Annotated in this window: 22 protein-coding genes; 13 read left to right on the top strand and 9 right to left on the bottom strand. The window is 70.6% G+C overall.

Going from position 1 to position 25197, the window contains the following annotated elements; translation table 11 throughout:
• Window positions 1-53: 53 nt before the first annotated feature.
• Together ACFWM7_RS04260 and ppgK are read left to right on the top strand one after the other, a co-directional pair.
• Complete coding sequence (locus tag ACFWM7_RS04260; protein WP_383254893.1) at window positions 54-1043, top strand: 4-hydroxy-3-methylbut-2-enyl diphosphate reductase; 990 nt, start codon at window positions 54-56, stop codon at window positions 1041-1043.
• Window positions 1044-1081: 38 nt separating this feature from the next.
• Window positions 1082-1834 (top strand): polyphosphate--glucose phosphotransferase, encoded by a 753-nt coding sequence (gene ppgK / locus ACFWM7_RS04265; protein WP_383254895.1) that lies wholly within the window; start codon window positions 1082-1084, stop codon window positions 1832-1834.
• 67 nt (window positions 1835-1901) lie between these two features.
• On the opposite strand, the gene ACFWM7_RS04270 is transcribed toward ppgK, so the two are convergent.
• On the bottom strand, window positions 1902-2468 hold the full coding sequence (locus ACFWM7_RS04270; protein WP_383254939.1) for a DUF6542 domain-containing protein: 567 nt from the start codon (window positions 2466-2468) through the stop codon (window positions 1902-1904).
• A gap of 340 nt (window positions 2469-2808) precedes the next feature.
• On the opposite strand from ACFWM7_RS04270, the gene ychF reads away from it, so the two are divergent.
• The 3 genes from ychF to ACFWM7_RS04285 all read left to right on the top strand — a co-directional run bounded on the left by ychF (window position 2809) and on the right by ACFWM7_RS04285 (window position 5090).
• On the top strand, window positions 2809-3897 hold the full coding sequence (ychF, locus tag ACFWM7_RS04275) for a redox-regulated ATPase YchF (RefSeq protein WP_383254897.1): 1089 nt from the start codon (window positions 2809-2811) through the stop codon (window positions 3895-3897).
• 528 nt (window positions 3898-4425) lie between these two features.
• A complete protein-coding gene (locus tag ACFWM7_RS04280) occupies window positions 4426-4677 on the top strand; it encodes a type II toxin-antitoxin system VapB family antitoxin (RefSeq protein ID WP_383254900.1) in 252 nt (83 codons plus the stop codon).
• The gene (locus ACFWM7_RS04285; protein WP_383254903.1) at window positions 4674-5090 is read left to right on the top strand and encodes a PIN domain nuclease; all 417 of its coding nucleotides are present in this window, start codon (window positions 4674-4676) and stop codon (window positions 5088-5090) included. The genes ACFWM7_RS04280 and ACFWM7_RS04285 overlap by 4 nt, the downstream gene beginning before the upstream one ends.
• Window positions 5091-5576: 486 nt before the next feature.
• On the opposite strand, the gene ACFWM7_RS04290 is transcribed toward ACFWM7_RS04285, so the two are convergent.
• From ACFWM7_RS04290 to ACFWM7_RS04310, 5 genes are all read right to left on the bottom strand, one after another.
• Window positions 5577-6362 (bottom strand): ArsR/SmtB family transcription factor, encoded by a 786-nt coding sequence (locus ACFWM7_RS04290; protein ID WP_383254906.1) that lies wholly within the window; start codon window positions 6360-6362, stop codon window positions 5577-5579.
• 107 nt (window positions 6363-6469) lie between these two features.
• Window positions 6470-7675, bottom strand: a complete 1206-nt coding sequence (locus tag ACFWM7_RS04295) for an ABC transporter permease (protein ID WP_383254913.1) — start codon at window positions 7673-7675, stop codon at window positions 6470-6472.
• Window positions 7676-7731: 56 nt separating this feature from the next.
• Entirely contained in the window at window positions 7732-8445 is a 714-nt protein-coding gene (locus ACFWM7_RS04300; RefSeq protein ID WP_383254915.1) for an ABC transporter ATP-binding protein, read from the bottom strand.
• Window positions 8442-9755: a peptidoglycan-binding protein gene (locus tag ACFWM7_RS04305; RefSeq protein ID WP_383254917.1), complete on the bottom strand. Its 1314-nt coding sequence runs from the start codon at window positions 9753-9755 to the stop codon at window positions 8442-8444. Before ACFWM7_RS04305 ends, ACFWM7_RS04300 begins: the two co-directional genes overlap by 4 nt.
• 85 nt (window positions 9756-9840) lie before the next feature.
• Complete coding sequence (locus ACFWM7_RS04310) at window positions 9841-10434, bottom strand: hypothetical protein (RefSeq protein ID WP_383254918.1); 594 nt, start codon at window positions 10432-10434, stop codon at window positions 9841-9843.
• A 110-nt stretch (window positions 10435-10544) separates the two neighbouring features.
• On the opposite strand from ACFWM7_RS04310, the gene ACFWM7_RS04315 reads away from it, so the two are divergent.
• The gene (locus ACFWM7_RS04315; protein ID WP_383254920.1) at window positions 10545-11285 is read left to right on the top strand and encodes a response regulator transcription factor; all 741 of its coding nucleotides are present in this window, start codon (window positions 10545-10547) and stop codon (window positions 11283-11285) included.
• Between the two features lies 1 nt (window position 11286).
• Window positions 11287-13101, top strand: a complete 1815-nt coding sequence (locus tag ACFWM7_RS04320; protein ID WP_383254922.1) for a sensor histidine kinase — start codon at window positions 11287-11289, stop codon at window positions 13099-13101.
• 88 nt (window positions 13102-13189) lie between these two features.
• Here ACFWM7_RS04320 and ACFWM7_RS04325 read toward each other — a convergent pair whose 3' ends face one another.
• Window positions 13190-13495, bottom strand: a complete 306-nt coding sequence (locus tag ACFWM7_RS04325) for a winged helix-turn-helix transcriptional regulator (protein WP_383254941.1) — start codon at window positions 13493-13495, stop codon at window positions 13190-13192.
• 175 nt (window positions 13496-13670) lie between these two features.
• On the opposite strand from ACFWM7_RS04325, the gene ACFWM7_RS04330 reads away from it, so the two are divergent.
• From ACFWM7_RS04330 to ACFWM7_RS04350, 5 genes are all read left to right on the top strand, one after another.
• Complete coding sequence (locus ACFWM7_RS04330; protein ID WP_383254943.1) at window positions 13671-14510, top strand: SDR family oxidoreductase; 840 nt, start codon at window positions 13671-13673, stop codon at window positions 14508-14510.
• Between the two features lie 289 nt (window positions 14511-14799).
• The gene (locus ACFWM7_RS04335; RefSeq protein ID WP_383254925.1) at window positions 14800-15237 is read left to right on the top strand and encodes an NfeD family protein; all 438 of its coding nucleotides are present in this window, start codon (window positions 14800-14802) and stop codon (window positions 15235-15237) included.
• A 67-nt stretch (window positions 15238-15304) separates the two neighbouring features.
• Window positions 15305-16420: an SPFH domain-containing protein gene (locus tag ACFWM7_RS04340; protein ID WP_383254927.1), complete on the top strand. Its 1116-nt coding sequence runs from the start codon at window positions 15305-15307 to the stop codon at window positions 16418-16420.
• 260 nt (window positions 16421-16680) lie between these two features.
• The gene (locus ACFWM7_RS04345) at window positions 16681-17943 is read left to right on the top strand and encodes a hypothetical protein (protein WP_383254929.1); all 1263 of its coding nucleotides are present in this window, start codon (window positions 16681-16683) and stop codon (window positions 17941-17943) included.
• Window positions 17933-18919 carry a hypothetical protein gene (locus ACFWM7_RS04350; RefSeq protein ID WP_383254934.1) on the top strand — a complete coding sequence of 329 codons (987 nt, stop codon included), beginning with the start codon at window positions 17933-17935 and terminating at the stop codon, window positions 18917-18919. Before ACFWM7_RS04345 ends, ACFWM7_RS04350 begins: the two co-directional genes overlap by 11 nt.
• 96 nt (window positions 18920-19015) lie before the next feature.
• Here ACFWM7_RS04350 and ACFWM7_RS04355 read toward each other — a convergent pair whose 3' ends face one another.
• Together ACFWM7_RS04355 and ACFWM7_RS04360 are read right to left on the bottom strand one after the other, a co-directional pair.
• The gene (locus ACFWM7_RS04355) at window positions 19016-21664 is read right to left on the bottom strand and encodes a glycosyl hydrolase family 65 protein (protein WP_383254945.1); all 2649 of its coding nucleotides are present in this window, start codon (window positions 21662-21664) and stop codon (window positions 19016-19018) included.
• 521 nt (window positions 21665-22185) lie between these two features.
• Window positions 22186-23307, bottom strand: coding sequence for a threonine synthase (locus tag ACFWM7_RS04360; RefSeq protein ID WP_383254947.1), 1122 nt, complete (start codon window positions 23305-23307; stop codon window positions 22186-22188).
• A gap of 229 nt (window positions 23308-23536) precedes the next feature.
• Here ACFWM7_RS04360 and ACFWM7_RS04365 point away from each other — a divergent pair, with 229 nt between their 5' ends.
• The gene (locus tag ACFWM7_RS04365) at window positions 23537-25126 is read left to right on the top strand and encodes a S8 family peptidase (RefSeq protein WP_383254935.1); all 1590 of its coding nucleotides are present in this window, start codon (window positions 23537-23539) and stop codon (window positions 25124-25126) included.
• The last annotated feature ends 71 nt before the right edge of the window (window positions 25127-25197 follow it).

Here is a 25197-nt window from a genome sequence, read left to right on the forward strand (position 1 = left end):
GCGACCAGTGTCCCGATCGGGCCGTCCTCGCGCCTGTTCGCCACGGCCTTACGATGGGACGCATGACTGCAACGCCTGCCCGCCGTGTCCTGCTCGCCGCTCCCCGTGGCTACTGCGCGGGCGTGGACCGTGCCGTGATCGCCGTCGAGAAGGCCCTGGAGCAGTACGGGGCCCCTATCTACGTCCGCCACGAGATCGTGCACAACAAGTACGTCGTGCAGACCCTGGAGAAGAAGGGTGCGATCTTCGTGGACGTCACCGCGGAGGTCCCCGAGGGCTCCATCGTGATGTTCTCCGCGCACGGAGTCGCGCCCACCGTCCACGCGGAGGCCGCCGAGCGCAAGCTCGCCACCATCGACGCGACCTGCCCGCTGGTCACCAAGGTCCACAAGGAAGCCGTCCGGTACGCCAAGGAGGACTACGACATCCTCCTGATCGGACACGAGGGCCACGAGGAGGTCATCGGCACCTCCGGCGAGGCGCCCGACCACATCACCCTGGTCGACGGCCCCGAGGACGTGGCGAACGTCGAGGTCCGCGACGAGTCGAAGGTCGTCTGGCTCTCCCAGACCACCCTGTCCGTCGACGAGACGATGGAGACGGTCGGAGCCCTCAAGTCGAAGTTCCCCAACCTCCTCTCGCCGCCCAGCGACGACATCTGCTATGCCACGCAGAACCGCCAGATCGCGGTGAAGAAGCTGGCCGAGGACGCCGAGCTGGTCATTGTGGTCGGCTCCAAGAACTCCTCGAACTCCATCCGCATGGTCGAGGTCGCCCTCGACGCCGGTGCCGACGCCGCGTACCTGGTCGACTTCGCGAGCGAGATCGACGAGGCATGGCTGGAGGGCGTGACCACGGTCGGCCTGACCTCGGGCGCGTCCGTTCCCGACGTCCTGGTCGACGGCGTCCTGGAGTGGCTCGCGGAGCGCGGTTACGCGGACGTGGAGACGGTGAAGACGGCCGACGAGTCGATCACCTTCTCCCTCCCCAAGGAGCTCCGCCGCGACCTGCGCGCCGAGGCCGCCGCCCTTTCCGCCGAGTAGCCGCGCAAGGGGCCCGGCCTGCCCGTACGGTGGATGCCATGGAGATCTTCGGCGTGGACATCGGCGGATCAGGGATCAAGGGCGCTCCCGTGGACCTGGACCGCGGAGACCTGGCGCAGGAGCGCCACAAAGTGCTGACACCGCACCCGGCCACGCCCAAGGGCGTGGCCGACGGCGTGGCCGAGGTCGTCGGCCACTTCGACTGGTCGGGCCCCGTCGGCATCACGTTCCCGGGGGTCGTCACGGACGGCATCACCCGCACCGCGGCCAATGTCGACAAGGGCTGGGTGGACACGGACGCGCGGGCACTGCTGGGCGAGCGCATCGGTCAGCCCGTCACGATCCTGAACGACGCGGACGCGGCCGGGGTCGCCGAGATGACCTTCGGCGCGGGCAAGGGCCGTACGGGCACGGTCATCCTGCTGACGTTCGGTACGGGCATCGGCAGCGCGGTCTTCACCGACGGCAAGCTCGTCCCCAACACCGAGCTGGGACACCTGGAACTGCACGGCCACGACGCGGAGAAGCACGCCTCCACGAAGGCCAAGGAGGACGAGGACCTGAGCTGGCAGCACTGGGCGCACCGGGTCCAGAAATACCTGCTGCACGTGGAGATGCTGTTCTCGCCGGAGCTGTTCATCATCGGCGGCGGGGTGAGCCGCAAGGCGGAGAAGTTCCTGCCGCTGATCGAGAAGGTCCGGGCCGAGATGGTCCCGGCGCAGCTTCAGAACAACGCGGGCATCGTGGGAGCGGCGATGGCGGCGGCGGGCTCGGAGCCCGGCAGGAGCTGAGCGGTGCGGCCGGGACCGCCGCTGAGAGAGGGCGCGGAGCCGCAGCCGCCGTGCCCGCCCCGGCCCATCAGGGCCGCTGAGGGCGCGGAGCCGCAGCCGCCGTGCCCGCCCCGGTCCGTACGGGCTTCCCGGCAGTGGCAGCGGCCGCTGCCCGGGGCGCCCGCTCATCGGCAGGCCCGGCGGGGCCGCGTCCCTGGGCCAGGACGTACCGCCGCCGGGCCCGCATCAGCCGCACCTTGCGTACGGAGGCGATGAGGCCCGCGACGAGCGTTCCCCCGTACAGCCAGCCGGCGTGCACGGCGAGGGCGGTGACCAGCCCCATGACCTGCCCGCCGAAGCCCTCGGACCCCCCGGCGATCGGGAACACCCCCACGGCGAAGGCGATCGGCACGCTGATCGGCGCGGTGACGAGGTCGGCGGGCCGGACCCAGAGGGCGGTGAGCGCGCTGACGGGCAGGAAGAGCAGCCCGTACACGAGCTCCGAGCTGTCGAACAGCAGCCGGTCGACACAGGCGAGCACGAACATCGTGAGGGCGGCGAACAGCCCGGCGCCGATCCCGGTGAGCCGCGGGTTGGGGAATCGCCGCAAGGCGAGGACGACGGGCGGCACGCTGCGCACCCGTACCCGGTACACGGCAGAGCTCTCACCGGCGGGACCGCCCGGCGCGGGCGGGGCGGGCGCGGCCTGCGGGGGCTGCCGGCGCTGCGGGGGACGTGTCCTGTGCTGCTCCACCTGCACAACGTAGGTCGCGGGGGGCGGGGAATCAGGCGTTGGACACGCGCTTTGGCCGACCTTGGGGTTGCGTTCGATGCCACACGGCCGAAAGCCGCACTGTTCGGGCCCATGGGGCAGGCCCGTAGACTGGAGAATCGGTCCACTCCGGGCCCCGGCTGCCCCGGCCCGCAACGCCGAGCCGCCGAGCCGGAGGCCTCTGCCCCTTGCTCTCCCCGCCTCACTCCAGGAAGTCGCCAAAGTGTCGCTCACGATCGGAATCGTCGGCCTGCCGAATGTCGGCAAGTCGACCCTGTTCAACGCCCTGACCAAGAACGACGTGCTGGCGGCCAACTACCCGTTCGCCACGATCGAGCCGAACGTCGGTGTGGTCGGCGTCCCGGACCCGCGCCTGAACAAGCTCGCGGAGATCTTCAGCTCCCAGCGGCTCCTCCCGGCGACGGTGGACTTCGTCGACATCGCCGGCATCGTCCGGGGCGCTTCGGAGGGCGAGGGCCTGGGGAACAAGTTCCTGGCGAACATCCGCGAGTCCGACGCGATCTGCCAGGTCATCCGGGCCTTCAAGGACGAGAACGTCGTCCACGTCGACGGCAAGGTCTCGCCGAAGGACGACATCGAGACGATCAACACCGAGTTGATCCTCGCCGACCTCCAGTCCGTCGAGAAGGCCGTCCCGCGCCTGACCAAGGAGTCTCGCCTCCAGAAGGAGAAGGTCGCGGTCCTCGCCGCGGTCGAGGAGGCGAAGCAGATCCTGGAGACCGGCCAGACGCTCTTCGCCGCGGGCATCACGGCGTCCACCGAGAAGGGCCGGCTCCTCCACGAGCTGCACCTGCTCACCGTCAAGCCGTTCCTGTACGTCTTCAACGTCGACGAGGACGAGCTGGTCGACGAGGACTTCAAGAACGAGCAGCGCGCCCTGGTCGCCCCCGCCGAGGCGATCTTCCTGAACGCCAAGATCGAGTCCGAGTTGATCGAGCTCGACGACGACGAGGCCCTCGAACTGCTCCAGTCCATGGGCCAGGAAGAGCCCGGCCTCGCCACCCTCGGCCGCGTCGGCTTCGAGACCCTGGGCCTCCAGACCTACCTCACGGCAGGCCCGAAGGAAGCCCGGGCGTGGACCATCAAGAAGGGCGCCACGGCCCCGGAGGCGGCCGGTGTCATCCACACCGACTTCCAGAAGGGCTTCATCAAGGCGGAGATCGTCTCCTTCGCCGACCTGGTCGAGACGGGCTCGGTCGCCGAGGCCCGCGCCAAGGGCAAGGCCCGCATGGAGGGCAAGGACTACGTCATGCAGGACGGGGACGTGGTGGAGTTCCGGTTCAATGTGTAGTGGCTGACGTATCACCACGTTGCTGATCTGGCAAACATGCAGTTCAGGAGGGGCTCGACTCTTCGGAGTCGGGCCCTTTGCTTTTTCCGGTGCTGGGATGGTGCTGATCTACCTGACCCCTCGTCACCTGCCGTCATCCCTTGTCATTCGTACCGTGCTGGGTTTGCGCTGGGACGCGGATGCGCCGCCGGTGCCAGGCTCCACTCTGATGAGCCCTCCCGAGACTACGAGCCGATCGTCGCGGGGAGCGCAGTCTGCCGTGCCAGGGTTCGTTCTTGCCGGCTTCCCATGTCTTGCGGAGTGGCCGCTCCGGCAACATGGCGTCGATTCGTTCGCCGAGTCCCAGGTCAGGGAGTTCGTACAGGGTCTCGTCCAGGGTTGCTCGCCGATCGGAAAGCTGATCAACCAGTCCTGGTCGTGCTCCCGGCTCTGATCAAGGCACCCTCGACGCGCTCCAGCATTTTGATGCCATTTCTTACTCCCAATTGATATCGTTGTTGGAGCGTCGAGCTGTGAAGGGGACAACTGATGGCCAGGACTGTGATCGATCTGGACGAGGAGATCGTCGAGCAGGCGATGCGGGTGTACGGGGTGAAGACGAAGGCCGCCGCAGTGCGGGCGGCCATGGAGGAGGGGGTGAGGCTGCGGCTGCGCCGGGAGCTGTTCGACGCCATTGACGATGGTGAGTTTGATGACGTGTTCGCGGAGATCCGGTCGCAGACGGGGCCGCGGAATCCGGACGGCTCACTTAAGCGCGAAGGCGGGGCTTCGGCGGCGTGAAGGGGCGCTACCTCATCGACAAGTCCGCGCTGGCCCGCCGGGGCAAACCGGCAGTGCGGGCGCGGCTGGATGCACTGGACCGCGATGGACTCCTAGCAGTGTGCGCCCCGACCGAGTATGAGGTTCTGTACTCGGCGCGTGGAAAGCCCGAGGCGCTGCGCCTGCGTACCCTGCTCCGTGGGTTCGACTACTTGCCCTGCAACGACGAGGAGTTCGAGCAGGCGCTCGCGATCCAGGCGCTGGCGCTGAACGCTGGCTTTCACCGGGCGCTGTCGCTGGCCGACGTCCTCATCGCGGCAACCGCAGAACGGCATGGGGCCACGGTCCTGCACTACGACGGCGACTTCGACATGATCGCCTCGGTGAGCGGGGGGCAAGCCGAGTGGGTCGTGGAGCCCGGCACCGCCGACTGAGCCGGGAACGCGCATGCCGTGCCAGGGCATGCCTCGACGGGTGAGGGCAAGGGCTGCCCGTCGTCAGCCGGATCGTTGTGGATCTGCTCAATGGTGCGGTTCGAGAACTGCGGCTGAAACTCAGGTCAGAGCTTCGAGCATCCGTGCACCGGCGCCCGCATAGTTAGGTAGCTTTTTCGGCGTCGAATCTTCTTGTACTTTGTCGAGATTCCCGTGCTGGGATGGTGCTGGGACGCGCCCGCATATCCGCAGGTCAAACCGGTTGTGGTGGAGTTCCGCTTCAACGTCTAAAACGTTCGGCAGAAGGCCGTCTGACCTGCGGAGGGGCGGGTTGGGCGGCCTTTGTGGTCCGCCCGGAGTCCGTAGCGTGCTGGACCCTGCGGCACGCCCGCCGCGACCGGAGTGCCGCAGGCGCCGCGCGCCGTTACGCGGAGCGCCCGCACATGGTCACCGCAGACCGAGATCTGCGGTGTCCCAGCGAAAAGGTCAGTCCTTTTCGAGGATCGTCTTGAGCTCGGAGAGCATCGCGGTCCAGCCGCCGCTTACGCCCTCGAGCATCTTGGAGTCGGCTGAGGTGAAGCCGTCGTGGGTGATGGTCAGCTTCACGCCCATCTCCGGCTCCTCGGCGGGCTCGATGTCGAAGGCGACCTTCGACCGCTCCCTGGCCGCTTCGGTGAACTCCGCGTCGCTCATGCCGAACATCTCCTGGTGCATCGGCTGCAGCGTGTGCCAGGTGTACGCGAGCCGCTTGCCGGGCTCCGACTCGGTGACGACCTGGCCGAGGTCCTGCGGCTCGCCGCCGTCCTCGACCGGCCAGAGCACCTTGGAGCCGAGCTGCCAGTCGGAGGACGGCGCGTAGCCGCCGTGGTACTGCTTCAGGAACTCCGGGCTGGTCAACCCCTGCCAGAGCCTCTCGGGCGTGGTGTGGATGTAGATCGTGTAGACGTACGCGGGCTTGGTCATCGCCGTTCCTTCCAGGGCGTGCTTCAGATTGCCGAGCGCTGCCATCCGGCCCCGCTCGTACTGACCGATCCAGCGATCGGCGATGTCGTGGATGGGCACGGGATTGAGGTAGTGCAAACGCTCTCGGCCGCGCGGGACCGCCGTGACCAGGCCCGCCCCCTGTAGCACCGCCAGGTGCTTGGAAACGGCCTGCCTGGTCGTCTCCAGCCCGGCGCACAGCTCGCGCAGACTCTGCCCGTCCCGCTCGTTCAGCCGGTCCAGCAGCCTTCTGCGGCTCGCGTCCGCGAGCGCTTTGAACACCTCGTCCATGCCCTCCACCCCCTCACCACCAAAATGGCAACCATTTGGTTGCCTGTCAATCGGCGGGGTCCGTGAGGTCCGCAGCAACAATCGCGGGCCTCACCGTCCCCTGGTGGTCACGCGGCGGACAGGGCTTCGGTCGGGGGGAGCCGTGAGGCGCGTACGGCGGGGAAGACGCCGGCGAGGACACCGACGACGATCGCACCGCCGAGGCCGCCTGCCGCCGCGGGAAGCGGGATGACCAGCGGCCATGTCCTGTACGCGGCGTAGCCCACGGTGGCCAGGGTGCCGAGGACGACACCCGCGAAGCCCCCGAGAACGGACAGGGCCACGGACTCGGTGAGGAACTGGCTGCGGATCTGGCCCCGGCTGGCGCCGAGGGCGCGTCGCAGGCCGATCTCGCGGCGGCGTTCGAGGACGGAGATCACCATGGTGTTGGCGACACCGATCCCGCCGACGAGCAGGGCTACCGACGCCAGGCCGACGAAGAGGCCGGAGAAGGTGGCTTGTGCCGAGCGTTTCGCGGCGAGCGCGTCCGAGGGGCGGCTGACCTTGACCAGGCCGGGGTTCTCCGGTGCGATGGTCTCGGGCAGTACCTCGCGCACGTCCTCCATGGCCGCCTCCTCTGCTTCGACGAAGAGCTGGGTCGGGCGGCCGTCGAAGCCCAGGGCGTCGCGCGCGGCGTCCCAGCCCACCAGGACCGCGCGGTCGATGTCGGGCGCGAGAGGGATGCTGCGCAGGATGCCGACGACGCTGAACCAGCGGTTTCCGAGGAGGATCTGCGGAGGCGGCTCACCGGGCACGAGGTCCAGGTGGCCGAGGCGCGCCGCCGCGTGCGAGCCGAGCACGACCGTGGGAAACCGCTCTGTCGCCTCCGTCAAGTACGTGCCGGATCGCACGTGCGCGTTGAGTACCTCGGGGAGGTTGCGCCTCGCGGCCAGGACCATCAGACCTGCGGCGTTCCTGCTGTCGAGCCGGTCCGAACGGCGCACCTTCGTCCGGGTGTTGGCAACATCGGTGACGGCCCTGACGGGGCCGATGCGGGACACCATCGCGGCAGCCTCTTGCGGGAAGGCCACCGTTTCGCCCGGCGCGGCGAGAGAGGAGTCGGCCACGGCTTTGAGCCGGTTGGTGCCCAGGGCCGTCAACTCCGCTTCCAACGCACGTTGGCTGGACGCCGGAATGCCGGTGACGACGATCATCGTGGCGATGCCGATGGAGATGCCGAGGGCGGAGAGCGCGGCTCGCACCCGGCGGGTGCGGATACCGATCATGCCCAGGAGCAGCAGGTCGGACAGGGCCAGCCTGACAGGCCGGGGCAAGGACGGAGAGGGGGGCTCGGAGGAGGAGCGAGTGGCGGAGGGGCCGGGGCGTGCGTTCATGACGTCACCGCTCGGGCGTCGTCCTGGGCACCTGGGGCCGCACCGGTGTCGGCGACGATGTGTCCGTCGAGGATCTCCACCCGGCGGGGCAGCCGACGGGCGATGTCGCGGTCGTGGGTGATGAGCGCGATGGTGGTGCCCCCCTGGTTGAGCTGGTTGAGGAGTTGGAGCACGGACTGTCCGTTCGCGGTGTCGAGTGCGCCGGTCGGTTCGTCGGCCAGCACGAGCGAGGGCCGGTGGACCAGGGCCCGGGCGATGGCGACCCGCTGGCGTTCACCTCCCGAGAGCTGGTGGGGCAGGTGCTCGAACCGGTGGGCGAGGCCGACCCGGTCCAGCGCGGCCTGTGCCGAGCGCCGTCGCCTGCGCTTCGGCACACCGGCGTAGAGCAGTCCGGTGGCGACGTTCTCGGTGGCGGTGAGCCCCTCGGACAGGTGGAAGTGCTGGAAGACGAAGCCGAGTCGGCGTCCGCGCAGCGCGGACAGTTGCCGGTCGCCGAGGCCGGCGATGTCGTGGCCGTCGATCGCGACGCGACCGCTGGTGGGCGGGGCGAGCGTCCCCATGATGTTCAGCAGGGTGGACTTGCCCGAGCCGGAAGGGCCGACGACGGCGACGAACTCTCCGGGATGGATGTCCAGCGAGACTCCGTCGAGGGCTGTGACTCCGCCCGCGTAGGCGACGGTCACCTCCTGCAGAGAGAGGACCGCCGTCACGACGCGACCACCACCCGATCGCCCTCGGTTATGCCTTCCCCGGTGATCTCGACCTGCCCCTTGGCGAAGAGTCCCGTCGTGACGGGGGCCAGCCGCCCGTCCGCGTACTGCACCGCGTAACCGCCCTCGCGCAGCGCCAGCAACGCGGTGGCCGGGACGGTGAGCACGTTGCGGCGGGTCTCGTGGACGAACTCGGCCTGTACGGGCGTGGAGTCGAACTTCTTGGCCCGGGCCGGTTCGTCGAGCGTGACGATGACATCGACCTGGGGGGTTTGGCCGTCGCCCGGTTCACCCTGGGGGGACTCCGCGCTGTTGGCGATGGAAGCGACCTTGCCCCGGAGGTCGGTGCCGTCCGGGAGGCGGACGCGGACGCGGTCACCGCGCTTGATCGGACCGGCTTCGTCGGCATCCACCGGGATGGTCACGGCCTTGCCCGTCGGGGTGACCCGGAGCAGCGGCCCTTCGGCAGGCTGACCGACCTGGATCTGTGCGCTGTCCACCCGTACCGACCTCGGAAGCACGGCCGTGTCGGACACCTCGATGACCCCGTCGGCCGGTACCCCGAGGGCGGTCTGCCAGCGCTTGACCGCGTTGATCAGCGCCTGCGTGAGGACCGCGTCGCCCTGCCTGACCGTCACCCGCACGGGCGCGGCGGAGGCGTGACCCGGGGACGCTGACGCGGTCGGGCTGCGGCCGGCTTCGGGCTCTGCGGTACGGGTCTGCTCCGCCGCGGGGCCCTCCGCCGCGGGATCCCCCGGCGGGGGGTCCTCCGGCGGGTCTCCCGCCGGGCCGGTCGTGTCCCCGGCCGGCTCCGGCTGCACGAGGACCGTCTGACCGGGCGAGGGCTGGCTGCCGATGGAATAGCCCAGGTCCCGCAGGTTGTCTGCGAGCACACGGACGTCACGGCCGACGGTGTTGGGCGTGGCGAGCCTGCGGTACAGCGGCAGGTCGCCGTAGAGGACGGGCACGGGCCGGTCGTCGACGCGGTAGAGGGCCTTGCCCCGGGTGACCGTCGTGCCGTTCGGGGCGAGCCAGGTCACGGTGCCGCCGTCACCTGCGGCGCGTACGGTCGCCGGAACGCCGAACCCCAAGGTGCCGTCCAGGATCTGGCTGTTGCTGAGGTCGCCGCGGGTGACCGTGGCGGTCTGCGCGGACGGTTCCGGCTGCGTCCGTGCCGAGCCACCCCCGTCGCGGTTCCATACGAGGGCTCCCGCTGCTCCCGACATGAGCAGGGCCGCCACACACACGGAGACGAGAGTCCGCGTACGGGGGCGGCGCCCCCGGTGGGCGGCGTCGGTCCCGGCGGTCATGAGCGCCGCCCTCGGGCGGCATCCGACGTGGATGACATGGACGACATGGATGACGTGGACGCGCGCCTGTGTGGTCGATGGCACATCACTTGTAGGACTCCGAGTAGCAGGTGCGGTGAACTTCGTCCTTGTTCTTCACCTTCGGGTCGACCTTTCCGAACGTGAAGAATTCGTCGTCCCAATTACCGCTGACCTCGATTCCCTCGCGGTTCATACAGACCATCCACGCCTGCGTCTGTTCCGCGAACTTGGGATTGCCGTCCTTGGTGTACAGCGGATCGAGGTAGGGCTCCTTCGTCCCGCAGGCCGTGTACGCTGCCGCCGGCTGCCGCTTGACCAGGTCCTTGACGACTTCCGTATCGCCCTTCTTCGTCATCTGTACGCCCTCGGCCTTCAGACAGGCGTACCAGGCGTCGTGGATGTCGGCCTTCTCCTCTTCGGTCATGGACATGCTGATCATGACCCCCTTCTCCCCGGAGCCGGAGGACGCTCCGGAACCGTCCGCGTCGGAGGATCCCTCGGAGCCCTTCACTCCGGGCGTCTCCACGGAGGCGACCTGCGAGTCGGCCCCCTCGCCGGACGCGCCGCTTCCACCGTCCGAGCAGGCCGTGATCAGGCCGAGGCACACAGGAGCCGCGAGGAGGGCGAGCACCGGGCGCCGTATCGAATCTCGTTTCATGGCGTCGACTGTGGCAACGCCTCATCAGACCGCGGTCAGCGGAAAGTATCGGTTTTGTCAGACTCTCCTGACGTGGGCGGATGCCTTCCGGCCGCCCTTAGGATCGCCGGATGAACGACAAGGTGCTGATCGCCGAGGACGACCTGCGTCAGGCCGAGGTGCTGCGCATGTACCTGCGCGCCGAGGGATACGAGGTCTTCGTGGTCCACGACGGCCGCGCCGCCATCGATACCGTCCGACGACTGCGCCCTCAGCTCCTTGTGCTCGACGTGATGATGCCGAAGGTCGACGGCCTGGACGTGGCCCGCGTCCTGCGGCAGGAGACATCGATGCCCATGCTCATGCTGACCGCCCGCACGAGCGAGGACGATCTGCTGCTCGGGCTCGATCTGGGCGCCGACGACTACATGACGAAGCCCTACAGTCCACGCGAACTGACGGCTCGGATACGGACGCTGCTGCGGAGGGTCCAACGGGCAGCTCCCCAGGAGGACGGCGTCCTACGGGCCGGCCGGATCACCGTGGATCCCGTACGGCACGAGGTGCGCACGGGCGGCCGGCTGGTCGACTGCACGCCCGGCGAGTTCACCGTGCTGGCCACGATGGCTGCCGAGCCGGGGCGGGTGTTCACCCGGCAGCAACTTCTTGAGCGGACGCGCGGCTGGGACACCATGCCCACCGCCCGCACCATCGACATGTACATCATGAACCTGCGCAAGAAGCTGGAAGCCGATCCGCGCCGCCCCAAGCACCTGACAACCGTCCACGGCATCGGCTACAAGATGACCGCGGACCCGGCCGACGACACCTGGGCGACCCCGGCCCCGGCCCCGGCGACCGACGGTGGCTGACATGCGCCGACGCAGGGTGCCACTTCACCGCAGCCTCCTCGCCCGGCTGCTCGCCGCGTCCGTCCTCGTCGCCCTGTGCGCGGTGGCGGCAACGGCCTGGATCGCGGTCACCACCACCACGAGCGCGCTGCGCACCGAGCAGGGCCAGTCCCTCGCCGACGACATTCGGATCCACGACACGCTCATCGGCTACGCGGCCGGCCACCGGAGCTGGGACGGAGTCCAGGGGCTGGTCACCAGGCTCGCCGCCGACACCGGGCGGGCGATCACGCTCACCACTCCGTCGCGCACCCGGATCGCGGACTCCGGGCTCGCCCAGCGTCCGCTGCCGGCCCGCCCCTCGGCCCAGGTCGATCCCCTGCACCCGGACACCGCGCTGGCGGACGACCGCAGTTCCATCGACCCGCGAGCCGTCGGACCGTACCGCCTCACGAAGGAAGAACGTCGGCGTGTACGCGAGGCCGCGGAAAAGGCGATCTTGTGTCTGCGCGAGAGCGGCGCGGCCCCCCAGGTCGTCGAGTCGCCGAGCGGCCGGCTCGATTTCCGGTTCACCGATCCCGGCCTGGGACAGAAGGCGTCAGCGGTCTGCCAGCTGGCCATCCCCAGGGAGCCTCAGCCTTCCCAGCACGCGGTACTGCGGGAGCTGGCAGCACTCACCGCCACGTGCCTGAAGCTGAAGGAGCCGGACGTCATCAAGGTCGCGGACGACCTCACCTGGCAGATCGCGGGACCTGGCCAGGAGACGGTGACCGACACAGCGGCCCAGGCGTGTGTCGACGATTCGCGCCGCAAGCAGCTGCGCCCTCACGTCGCACCGCCCGCCCTGCTCTTCGTCGGCGCCCCTGGTGACCTGGACGAACCGATCGGGTTCACGCCGTCCGCCGCCACCATGGGCCGGATCGCTGCCGCCGCCGGCCTCGTTCTCGCCGTCGCCGTGGCGCTCACCGTCGCCATCGGGCTCCGGCTCATCCGCCCGCTGCGCTCGCTCATCGCCGCCGCCCAGCAGCCCGCCGAGCAGATCGTGCAGGTCCCGGTGCGGACCCACGACGAGATTGGACACCTCACCGCGGCCTTCAACGACCTCGCCGAACGCCGGCAACAGCTCGAAGAGCAGCGCAAGTCGATGGTCGCCGACGTGGCCCACGAACTGCGCAGCCCGCTGACCAACATCCGCAGCTGGCTGGAGGCGGCCGAGGACGGCCTCACTCCCACGGACCACCGCCTCCTCGCTCTCCTCCTCGACGAGGCGGTCCTGCTCCAGCGCGTCATCGACGACCTGACCGATCTGGCCGCAGCGGACGCCGGTGAGCTGACCCTGCACATCGAGCAGCTACGGACCGCCGATGTGCTCGACCGGGTCGTCTCCGCCCACCGCAGCACCGCAGAGCAGGCAGGTGTGCGACTGGACCAGCACGTCACCGGCGACACCCACGAGGCGTACGCCGACCCGATGCGACTCCAGCAGATCATCGGCAACCTGGTGAGCAACGCCGTACGCCACACCCCGAGCGGCGGCAGGGTCACGCTGCGCTCCCTCCGGGAGGAGCACGACATCCTCCTGGAGGTCGAGGACACCGGATCGGGCATCCCACCGGAGGAACTGCCGTACCTCTTCGACCGGTTCTGGCGCGCGGAGAAATCCCGCAGCCGCCGGACCGGAGGCAGCGGCCTCGGGTTGTCCATCGCCCGCAAGCTGGCAGAGGCCCACGGAGGATCGATCACCGCCCACAGCACCCTCGGCGAGGGCAGCACTTTCACCCTGCGCCTCCCGCACGCCTCCGAATGTGAGCAGAGACCCCCTTCGATGTCGTCCTGAACCTCGGCGGCACCACTCCTGAGGAGATCGCCGCCCTTGCCGGCCTGGTCGCCGACGGCGGCGCGTTGGTCAGCCCTCCCGAGGCGCTTCAACCGCTGCCACGCTGTTCCGCGCTGTGCGGCGAGAGCTGCCGCGTGATCCGGTCGAACAGCTCGGTGAGCGGCTCGCAGACGTCCCCGCCGAACGCGGTCAGCCCGTAAGTGACCTGGGGCGGCGTCGTCGGCTCGACCTCACGTCGGACCAGGCCGTCCTGAACCAGCGCGCGCAGCGTCTGGGCGAGCATCTTCTCGCTGATGCCCTGAATGCTCTCGCGCAGCTCATAGAACCGAAGGTCGTTGCGCCGCAAGGCGATCAGCACCCAGATGCCCCACCTGCTGGTCACATGGTCGACCATGTCGCGCGCCGCGCAGTCGGTGTGAAACACGTCATACCGCGCTCCGGTCCCGGCCTGTCTGTGCTGCACGCTTCCCGTCACGGCATGAGCTTACTTCAAGGTATGTCCTTATGAAAAGTAAGCCGAAGCTCCTAGCGTGAAGAAGGCCAAGACGTACTTCGACAAGGAGCTGACCGTGATTGTGGTGACCGGGGCTACGGGGAATATCGGCCGGCCGTTGACGCAGATGCTGGCCGAGACGGGCGAGCAGGTGACGGCTGTGTCACGGCGCGCCGCAGCGATGCCGGACGGGGTCCGCCATCTGTCGGCCGACCTGAACGAACCGGCCGGCCTCGCCTCCGCGGTGGCCGGGGCGAAGGCGTTGTTCCTGCTGTTGTCCGGCGACCTGCACGCAGCCGGAGCCAGCCCGGCGGACATCGTCGATCAGGCCGCGGCCGGCGGGGTCCGCCGGATCGTTCTGCTCTCCACGCTGGGCGTGGTGACCAGGCCCTTCGGGCAGACGCGGATCGCCATGCGCGCGCTGGAAGACGCGCTGCGGGAGTCCGGCCTGGAGTGGGCCATCCTGCGACCGGGCGGCTTCGCGTCCAACGCTCTGTGGTGGGCCGAGTCCGTTCGCGCGCAACAGGTCGTCGCCGCGCCCTTCGGCGACGTAGGGGTGCCGATCATTGACCCGGCGGACATCGCCGCGGTCGCGGCCGCCTGTCTGACGGACGAACGGCACACCGGCGGCATCTACGAGCTGACCGGCCCGGAAGTGATCACTCCGCGCCGGCAGGCGCAAGCCATCGCCGCCGCACTCGGCTCATCCGTGAGGTTTCACGAGCTCACCCGCGAGGAAGCCAAGGCCGCCATGACCCAGACCATGCCTGCGGAGCTCGCCGACGACACCCTGGACATCCTCGGTTCCCCCAGCCCGGCCGAGCAGCGCATCAGCCTGGATGTCCAGCGGGTCCTCGGCCGCGCCCCGCATCCGTTTGCCGACTGGGTCGCCCGCCACGTCGGCGCATTCCGCTGAAACTGGTCGATCGCCGCAACTTCCCTCGGTGTCATCGTGCCGCCCGCCGCCTGACAGCGGGGGGCGGGCGGCCGGGTGCCGTGTCCGGCCGGCCTGGACCGGAGGTGACCGTGGTGGGGGCCGCAGAGGCGCCGGGGGCGGTCGAGTCCGTCCCTGATCCGCTCCGGGGCGGGCATATGGGCCCGGGCTCGGTTCATGCGTCCCGATCGTAGATCGGGCAGGCCGGGCGGTTCCGGCCGGGGCCCGAAGGGGTACTACCTGAGTAGGTCCCCTTGGGGAGGCTGATTCGATGCCGTGGTTCGCATGGTTGCTCGCCGCCGCGGCGCTCGGCGCTGCGGAGTTCTTCACCCTGACGCTGGTCTTCGGGCTGCTGGCCGGCGCGGCACTGGTCGCTGCCGTCGTGGCCGGTGTGGGCGTCGGCCTGCTGGGTCAGCTCCTGGCGCTCGGACTGGCGGCGGCGGCCGGTCTCGCCCTCGTCCGCCCTGTCGCGATGCGGCAGCTCGCGCAGGGGCCCCTGACCCGTGAAGGCAGCGACGCGCTGATCGGCAAGCGGGCCGAGGTCATGCATGAGGTCACCGCCACCCACGGCCTGATCAAGCTCTCCGGTGAGGAGTGGACCGCTCGCGCTCTCGACGAAAGCCATGTGATCCCGGTGGGAGCGCTGGTGGACGTCATGGAGATCGAGGGCGCCACAGCCGTCGTGTATCCCCGTGAGCTCCTTCCGTGACCGGCCGAACACGCGGCGCTGAATCCGTGACGCCGCGCCCGTAGCGAGCAGCGATGGAGGAAGAAGCATGGATCCGCTGGTCATCCCTATCCTTGTGGCGGCGCTCGTCGTGGTGTTCCTCGTGGCCGCCACCGTGCGGATCGTTCCGCAGGCGCGCCGCTACAACATCGAGCGGTTCGGCCGGTACCGCAGAACGCTTCAGCCCGGCCTGAACTTCGTCCTGCCGGTGGCGGACCGCGTCAACACCAAGCTCGACGTGCGTGAACAGGTGTACTCGTCCGACCCCAAGCCGGTGATCACCGAGGACAACCTCGTGGTCAACATCGACACCGTGCTCTACTACCAGATCACCGATCCCCGGGCCGCGGCCTACGAGGTCGCCGACTATCTGCAGGCCATCGACCAGCTCACCGTGACCACCCTGCGGAACGTCATCGGCTCCATGGACCTGGAGGGGACGCTCACCTCCCGTGAGGAGATCAACGCCCGGCTCCGTGCCGTCCTCGACGACGCGACGGGCAAGTGGGGCATCCGGGTCAACCGCGTCGAGATCAAGGCCATCGATCCGCCGAACACCATCAAGGAGGCGATGGAGAAGCAGATGCGGGCCGAGCGGGACAAGCGCGCGGCCATCCTGCACGCCGAAGGTGAGCGGCAGGCCAAGATCCTCACCGCGGAGGGCACGAAGCAGAAGGACATCCTGGAGGCCCAGGGCACGCAGCAGGCCATGATCCTGCGGGCGGACGGCGAGTCGAAGGCCGTGGAGCTCGTCTTCCAGGCCGTCCACCGCAACAACGCCGACGCGAAGGTCCTGGCGTACAAGTACCTGGAGACCCTCCCGCACCTCGCCGGCAGCGACAACAACACCTTCTGGGTGATCCCGGGCGAGCTGACCGAGGCGATCCGTACCGTCACCAGCGCGTTCGGCGACCAGTCGTCCGGTACGAACCCGCCCCCGTCCGCGGAGCGCGCGGACGCGGCGGCCGCCGATGTCGCGGACAGCGACAAGGACGGCGTCGGAGCACCGGAGATCGAGCCGAACTCGACGCTCGCGCTGGACGCCGTCACCGCCGCCGACGAGGCCGCGAAGGAGGCCGCCGCAGCGGTGAGCGACGCGAAGGCCGAGGCGGAGGCCGCCGGGGAGACCCGGCTGCCGGGGCGGGGGCCGACCACCGGCGGTTGAGACGTTGAGCTGCTGAGCCGAGCCACGAAGCCACGGAGGGAGTCGCGGAGCCGCTCGGCCATCGAGCTGTCGAGCTGCTGCGCCGTGGAGCCGCTGAGCCGTCGGTCGGACGAGAGGCGTGACGAGCGGCGCTGCCGGGCCGGTGTCCCGGGGGGCTTCTGCGGCCTCTCGGACGTAAAAGTCTTTGTGCGGCTGTGCCCGTACGGCAGACTTGCTGCCGCAACTCACCTACAGCACAGGCGACTCGGGGGAATACGACGGTGAATCGCCGCCCGTCCATGCTGTTGGCCTCCTACGGGGCGTGGTGTCAGGCGATCGTCCTGTTCTTCCTCGACCCGTTGAAGCAGCAGGTCTCCGACGCCGTGCAGCCGGAGGCGACCGTGGGCGAGATCCGGCTGCTGGGGCTCTCGCTCGAAGGCTTCGCGGTCCGCGACCTGCACCACGTGCAGGGGTGGCTGCCGCAGGTGGTCTTCCTGCTGGTGAGCGGTCTGCTCACTTACGGCGTACTCCGCGGCAGTACCGGTATCAGGCCGAGGTTCGGGGCCGTTCTCGCCCTGGGGGGAGCCACGTTGCTCGCCGCGGGGGTGGCGATGCTGATCGGTCCGGCGCTGGATCCGGACGCCGCCGGTGCCGTGCCCACGTACCGTGAATGGGTCGTGCGGGCCCAGATCGGTGAAGTGCCCGGCGCGGCAGCCCAGTTCGCGCTGCTCACGCTGTGGCTGCAGGTCGCCCTCTGGCTCGTGGTGTGGCGCTACCGGGCCTGGCAACCTCTGCGGGCCTTCCTCGGGATCGGGGAGGACACCGACAGCCGCGCGGCCCAGCACGATAGCCGCGACGGCCACGAGAAGCGCGGCAGGTTGTCGCCGGTCTCCGTACGGGAGCGGCGTCGGCTCCTCTGCGCCGGGCTGATCCCGGCCGTGCTGCTCGCCGTCGCCGGGGGGCCGGTCCTGCGCCATAACCGGGTGAGGCATCTGTCCCAGGGGGCCCCGGGGTCTCCGGATGCCTCGGTCACCTTCGATCCGGACCTCTGGGACACCTACCGGCCGCCGGCCACGGTCGAGGAGTGGAGCGGTGTTCTCTATCCGGCGCTGCGCCTGCGCCCGCTCAGGACCGAACTGCTCGGCGGCTGGATCGCGACCCTGGTGGTCTGTGTCGTCTTCCTCCTGGTGCTGGCCGTGGCGCTCCGCACCCTGGCGCGGCGGGCGGCGGAGGTACGGCGGTGGCGCCCCGCGGCCCGAGTCGACCTGGTCATGAAGGGCTGGTATGCGACGGTCCTGGCGGCCGTCGTCGCCGCGTTCGTGGACGGCCGGCTGATGCGATGGTTCGCCCCGCGCGGCGAAAGCGGTGCGGCGGAGAAACATCTGGAGGTGGCCCTCGGCGACGCCGTCCGGTTCGGGGCGGCCTGGGGGTGGGCCACGGGGCTCGCGTTCCTGGGAGGGGTTCTGCTGATGATGCGACGTGCGGAGGCTTTCGCGGCCTCCCACCCCGATGAGCGCGAGGAGCAGCCGGTCGATGGCGAATAACCGACGGGGGGCCCGCAGGACGGGCGCGCTGACCCGGGCGAGCGTACGCCGGGGGAGCGGGCAGCACCCGCCGCGCCCCGAGGAGGAAGAGGCGGCGACGGGCCGGCTGCGGTTCGTGAAGAGCCCGACCACCTGGCTGCTGGGCATCCTGCTGGCCGTGGTGACCGTGACGTTCCAGGACGTCCTGACCGCGTCGGTGAAAACGATCCTGCCGCTGGACCGGGTGCCGGACCGGCTCTCCCCGCAGAACGCCATCGACGTGGTCGAGGTCAAGGACGTCAAGGACATCGGGTACTACGTGGTGCGCGACGCGGAGGGCGCCGGGAGTGCCACGGATCGGAAGATCATCGAAGAGATCTCGTCGGGCGGCCCCTGGCGGGAGGGCCGGAAGGCCGTCGACGCGGGGAACGCGGAGTGGATGATCACCGTGCAGGGCCGGGCCTCCCAGCAGGTCCGCATCACCGACATCGTGCCCGTACTGGAGGGAGGGAAGTGCGAGAAGCCGCTCAGCGGTAGCCTGGCGCACTTCCCCTCCCAGGGGGTCATGGACGTCATTCCGCTGGAGCTGGAGGTGGACGCCCCGCGCCCGCGCCTCAAGATCTCCGGCAACGGCGCCAAGGATGCCAAGCCGTTCTTCACCGGCCCCGAGGCCAAGCACATCACGTTGAACCAGAACGAGACCGAGGCGTTCATCGTCCACGCGACGGCCTCGACGGGCTATTGCCGCTGGCGGTACCGGGTGCACTACGAAGTCGGCGGCGGCACCGCGGAGACGACGATCAGCGGTCCCGGGGGCAAGCCCTTCGAGCTGACCGCGCGCATGACCGACCCGTCCGGCTACCGGAGGGTCTACTTCCCGTCCTTCGACTGCCTGCCCTCGGGGCCCCCTCCGGCGCAGCACTGGTACGAGCAGACCGGTGCGGAGTACGCCCGCGACCGGCGCAGCGGCAAGGTGCCGCCCTGCCCGAAGAGCTGAGGCGGGCCCTTGCCCCTGCCGGTACGAGGTGAGGCGGCCCCTCACCGGTATGGGGTGGGGCGGCGGCCGTCTGCCGGTAGGAGGTGAGGCGGCCCTCTACCGGTCCTCCGCCTCCACCCGCAGTTCCGTCACCCCCGCCGGCTTCTCCGGGTCCTGCGAGCGGACCGTCAGCCGTACCTTCCTGGCCGTGTCGCCCGCCAGGTACGGACGCCAGAAGCGGCCGTCCAGGGAGGTTTCCAACGTGGAGGAAGCGGGCGGTACGTCGCTCCAGCGCGGGGTCACCGCCGTGACCCGCAGCGGGCGCGCGCCCAGGTCCACCGCCAGGGAGCCCTCCGCGCCCTCCGGGGACCAGGACGTCGCCGGGCTCCCGTCCACCGCCGCCTCCGCGTACAGGCCCGGGGCCTCGGAGGTCGCCGTCACCGGGCGGCAGCGCGCCGCGTCGGCCGTCGGGGTCAGGTCGGGGCGGCGGGTGGGCAGGGTCAGCGTGGAGGCGAGGCGGCGCGGCCCCTCTTCGGTGTGGACCGTGAACGGGCTGCCCGAGGTCAGTCGGACCGTGGTCGTCCGGGGCCCGATCGCGACCTCGTACGCCGCGTCCCGGAACCGCAGGCCCTTCAGCGTGACGCCCTCGTGGAGCTGGGGCGGCAGCGTCGGGGCCAGGCGCACGCCGTCCTCGCGGAGCCTGAGCCCCGTCAGGCCGTGCGTGAACACCTGGAGGAAGCCGCCCTTCCCGGTCAGGAAGTCGTCGGCCGGGAAGCCGGACAGCGGGTCCTCCGCCCCCGCCTTGTCACCGCGCGCCTCGGAGAACAGGTCGTACGGGCCCCGCAGATACGGCCGTACCGCGCGCTGGAGGTACGTGTACGTCGAACAGCCCGGCTCCCCGATCTCCGCCGCGTCGATCGCGTGCACCGAGTCCGTCATCGCCGGGCCGTCCGGATCGGTGCGGGCCGCGTAGTAGTCGAGGGTGGCCGCCGCCGCGCCCGGCTCCATCGGCCACTCCAGCGGGTAGGTCAGCAGGACTGTGTCCGCCTGCTTGATCGTGGAGCCGTTGTACCCCGCGTACTGGAGGAAGACCTTCTTCTCCGTGTCGTACGGGATACGGAGTCCGTCCGCGACCGCGTTCCAGGCGGCGGGCGGGCGGCGGCCGAGGAGGCGGGCCGCGCGGGTCGCGTTGCGCAGGGCGGTGGCGGCGACGGCGTTGGTGAAGACGCCGTCGTCGACCCCGTTGCTGTACTCGTCGGGTCCCGCCACGTCGTTGATGGAGTAGCTGCCGTCCGCGTTCGCCGTGGCCCGGGACCGCCAGAAGTCGGCGATGCCCTTCAGCAGCGGCCAGCCGCGTGCCGCCAGCCAGTCGCGGTCGCCGGTGGCCAGGTAGAAGTGCCAGACGGCGAGCGAGACATCGCCCTGGAGGTGGTTCTGGGTCCGGCAGTGCGGCGGGTCCACACTGTGGCACTCGGAGTCCAGCCGGCCCCGGCTCGCGCTCGTCCAGGGGTAGAACAGGCCGTCGTGGCCCAGCTTCGCGGCGTTCGCGCGGGCCGCGCCGCGCGTGCGGTAGCGGTACTCGACGACCGAGCGGGCCAGCTCCGGGCGGGTGGCGAGCAGCCCGGGGAACATCCACGTCTCGGCGTCCCAGAACACCAGCCCCGCGTAGTTGTCGCTGGTCAGGCCAGCCGGGGCGATGCTGTTCGCGGACCCGCGCCGGGTGCTCGCCAGCAGCCCGTACTGGGCGGAGCGCAGCCAGCCCTGCAGCTCGCGGTCGCCCGGGACCAGGACGTCGGCGGACCAGGCCTCGCGCCAGGCCGCCTCGTTCGCCGCGAAGACCCGGTCCCAGCCGCGCCGCGCCGCCCGGTGCGCCGCCTCGCGGGCATCCTCGGCGGGGGCGGCGGAGGTGAGGGCGGTGTCGACGCCGACGTACTTCTCGAAGGTGTACGTCCGGCCCGCGCGGACCGGGGTCGCGTGCGGGGAAGAGGCGGGCCGCAGGGTCTCGACCACGCCCGCGCCGCGCCGCATCGCCTGGGCGAGCGCCCCCTCGACCCCGGTGCCGAGCGTGCGGAACGTGCCGTCCTCGCGCAGCGTGATCCGGCGTGCGCCCCGCTCGTCGAGCCGGCCGGTGACGGTCGCGGTGCCGCTCCAGCGCGGGGTCATCCGCAGGCGTACGGCTCCGGTGTGGACGTCCGCGCGGTTGGCCAGGACGTCGTAGGTGAGGTCGGTGGCCCGGCCGTCGGCGGTCGTCCAGCGCAGCGAGGTGCGGACGAGGCCGCAGGAGAGGAAGACGGTCTGGCGGTAGTGCGAGATCCGGCCGGCCGGGGTGCCCGTGCCGAGGGTCTCCTTGCCGACGCCCACGTCGACGGTCGTCCAGCTCGGCAGCGCGGCGACCACCTCGCGGCCCTCGGCGACGGGCTTGTCCGCCGCGTACAGCCCGGAGACGAACGCGCCGTCGTAGCGGGGGGTGTAGAGCGGCCAGCCGGTCTTCTCCCCGGTGCTCGCGTATCCGGCGCCGGTGGCGGGGACGCGGTGGCCGAGATAGCCGTTGCCGACGTACGGGTCATAGCCGTCGGCCTCTCCGAAGCGGGTGGAGGCCGGCGCCCAGGTCGGGTCGGAGGCGTCCCCGCAGGCGGGGGGACGCGCACCCGGGCCGGGGGACGCGGGGGAGTCGGCCGGGCGGCCCTCGCCCGGCAGCGGTACGGGGTCGGGCCCGGCGGCGGTGGCGGCGGGCGGCAGCGGGGCGATCAGGGCGGCCACGACCATGGGGGCGAGGGCGAGGGCGGAGACGCGCGGGAGGCTCACGGTACGAAGGTAGGGAGGCGGCCGCACGGTCGACCGCCACGGCGCGCGAAGGCCCCGCACCGGAGGCCCGGCTGCCCGCCGGATGGAGCAGATCCCGCCATCGGGGATGCCTGCACCGTCGGGCCACCGCCGCGTGCAGGCGCCCCGCACCGGTGGTCCGGCTGCCCCCTGGATGGAGCAGATTCCGCCATCGGGGATGCCTGCACCGTCGGGCCACCGCCGCGTGCAGGCGCCCCGCACCGGTGGTCCGGCTGCCCGCTGGATGGAGCAGATTCCGCCATCGGGGATGCCGGCACCGCCGGGCCGCGAACGCGGGACGCCCTGCGCCGCCGGGCCGGGGTGACCACCGTTCCGGGGTGCCCTGTGCCGCCTGGCCGGCGTAACCCGCCCTTACGGGAGGCCCTGCGCCGCCACCCCGGACGTCCTTGGCCGCCGGGCCGGCCCCTCCCTACCCCCGGACCGCCCACCACAGCCCGCCCGCCCTACCCCGCCATCCCCGACTTCAGCCCCGCCCCGCACAGCGGCACCACCACGCTGCCCGCCACGGTCTCGCCCCCTTCCCGTACCGCCGCCCAGCACGCCACGCCCGTCGTCTCGACGTAGAACCCGCGTGCTGCCAGGTCCTGCTGGGCCTCCCGGATGCGGTCCTCCGGCGCCGTCAGGAACGTGCCGCCCGAGGCCCGTACCGCTGCCAGGATCTGGCGGGCGCGCGGCGGGCGGGGGATCGCGATGCCTTCCGCGAGCGTGGGGGCGGCCGGGGTGCCGTCCTCGGCCGGAAGCAGGTCGTCCGCGCCCGCGTGGAAGGCCGCGGCCAGCGGGGAGACCGCCTCGGCCTGGACGGCGATCAGGCGGGGGCGGGTCTCGATCAGGCCCAGCGCGTGCAGTTCGGCGACCGCCAGCGCCGCGCCCAGCAGCAGGGTGCCGTTGCCGACCGGGACGGCCAGCGCGTCCGGCAGCCGGCCGCCGAGGTCCTCCCAGAGCTCGTACACGTACGTCTTCGTCCCATGCAGGAAGTACGGGTTGAAGACGTGCGAGGCGTAGAAGACCCCTGGTTCGTCGGCCGCCGCCCGGGCAGCCAGGGCTGTCGCCTCCCGACCGCCGGGGACGGTCACCAGGTGCGCGCCGTGGGCCCGGATCTGCTCGGTCTTCTTGGGCGATGTGCCCTCGGGGACGTACACCGTGCACGCGAGCCCGGCCCGCGCGCAGTACGCCGCGACCGACGTGCCCGCGTTGCCCGTGCTGTCCGCGACCACCCGGTCCGGGCCCAGCCGCCGGGCCAGCTCCGCGAGCATCACCGCGCCCCGGTCCTTGAAGGAAAGCGTCGGCATCAGATAGTCGAGCTTCGCCGAAACGGTGTCCGTGAGCCCTACGAGAGGGGTGCGGCCCTCGCCCAGAGAGATCGCCGAGGAGTCGAGCGGGAGGAAATCCTTGTAACGCCACAATGAATCGATCCGGGCGGAAAGCGCGTTCACCCCGATACCCCGCGCGGGGGTGAAATCGAGATCCCAGGGCCCCCGGCACACCGGACAACACCAGGTCAGCGCGGTGATCGCGGATCGCGTCCCATCCACTGGACAGTAATAGAACGTCATGTCCGCCAGCATGTCAGGCATATGGCAGGTGAAGGACGGGCGTATGAAACACCCCAAGGCACCCTTGTGAGTTCGCCATGGATCGGTCAATCTTTCGCTGGCAGCAGGGCATGCCGCTCACCGGACGACGCAGAACATGGGGCGTTCCGATGGCTGATTTGTCATGCCCCTGTCGGGAGTCGGTCGTGCGGCTCCGGCACCACCCCCCACCAGAGCACCGCCTATGAGGAGGACCCCTCACATGTCAGTGATGCGTCACACCCCCCATGCCCGTCGAAGACTCGCCGCGGCGACCGTCATAGCCACCGCAGCCGCCGTCGCCCTCGCCACCGCCGCCCTTCCGGCGACCGCGGCCGAGCGCGCACCCGAAGGCGTGATCCTGAACGCGGACGCTCCGGGAACCATCAGCGACAGCTACATCGTCACGCTGAAGGACTCGGCCGCGAAGTCGGACTCCGCCAAGGGCAAGGCCCTCGCGAAGGAATACGGCGCGAGCATCGAACGGACCTACCGCGCGGCCCTCAACGGCTACGCGGTCGAGGCGTCCGCCGCGGAGGCGAAGAAGTTCGCCGCCGACCCGGCCGTCGCGTCCGTCTCGCAGAACCGCACCTTCACGGTCTCCGCCACCCAGAACAACCCGCCCTCCTGGGGGCTCGACCGGATCGACCAGCGGAACCTCCCGCTGGACCAGCGCTACACCTACCCCGACAAGGCCGGCGAGGGCGTCACCGCCTACGTCATCGACACCGGGGTACGGATCAGCCACAGCGACTTCGGCGGCCGGGCCTTCAACGGCTACGACGCCGTGGACGACGACAACGTCTCGCAGGACGGCAACGGCCACGGCACGCACGTGGCGGGCACCGTCGCGGGCACGGCCCACGGCGTCGCCAAGAAGGCGAAGATCGTCGGCGTCCGCGTCCTGAACAACCAGGGCTCGGGCACCACCGCGGGGGTCGTCGCCGGCATCGACTGGGTGACGGCGAACGCCGTCAAGCCCGCCGTCGCCAACATGAGCCTCGGCGGCGGCGCCGACGCGGTCCTCGACGCGGCCGTGCGCCGCTCCATCGCCTCCGGCGTCACCTACGCCGTCGCGGCGGGCAACGAGTCGACCAACGCGAACACCAAGTCCCCGGCGCGCGTGACCGAGGCCATCACGGTCGGCTCGACGACCAGCACCGACGCCCGCTCCAGCTTCTCCAACTACGGCGCGGTCGTGGACATCTTCGCGCCCGGTTCCTCGATCACCTCGGCGTGGCACACCGGCGACAGCGCCACGAACACCATCTCCGGCACGTCGATGGCCAGCCCGCACGTCGCCGGCGCGGCCGCCCTCTACCTCGCCGACAACCCGGGCTCGACCCCCGCCCAGGTCTCCGCCGGCCTCGTCGCGGCCTCCACCCCCGGAGTCGTCGGCAACCCGGGCAGCGGCTCGCCGAACCGGCTGCTGTACGTCGGCGCGGGCGACACCAACCCGCCGGAGCCGGGCAAGAAGTTCGAGAACACCACCGGCTACGCGGTCAACGACAACGCCACCGTCGAGTCCCCGGTCACCGTCACCGGGATCAGCGGCAACGCCCCGGCCGCGCTCCAGGTCCCGGTGAACATCTCCCACACCTACATCGGTGACCTGAAGATCGACCTGGTCGCGCCCGACGGCTCGGTCTACAACCTGAAGGCGTACGGCTCGGGCGGCAGCGCCGACAACGTGGTCACCACGTACACGGTCAACGCCTCCTCCGAGGCCGCCAACGGCACCTGGAAGCTCCGGGTCAGCGACAACGCCCGCTACGACACGGGCCGGATCAACAGCTGGGCGCTCCAGTTCTGACCGGTCCCGCCCCGGCGGTGCACCACCGACCAGCGTGAGACAGCGTGAGAAGGGCCGGGACGGTCGCGTCG

Source organism: Streptomyces sp. NPDC058375 (genome assembly GCF_042723425.1).
In the GTDB taxonomy this organism is placed as follows: domain Bacteria; phylum Actinomycetota; class Actinomycetes; order Streptomycetales; family Streptomycetaceae; genus Streptomyces; species Streptomyces durocortorensis.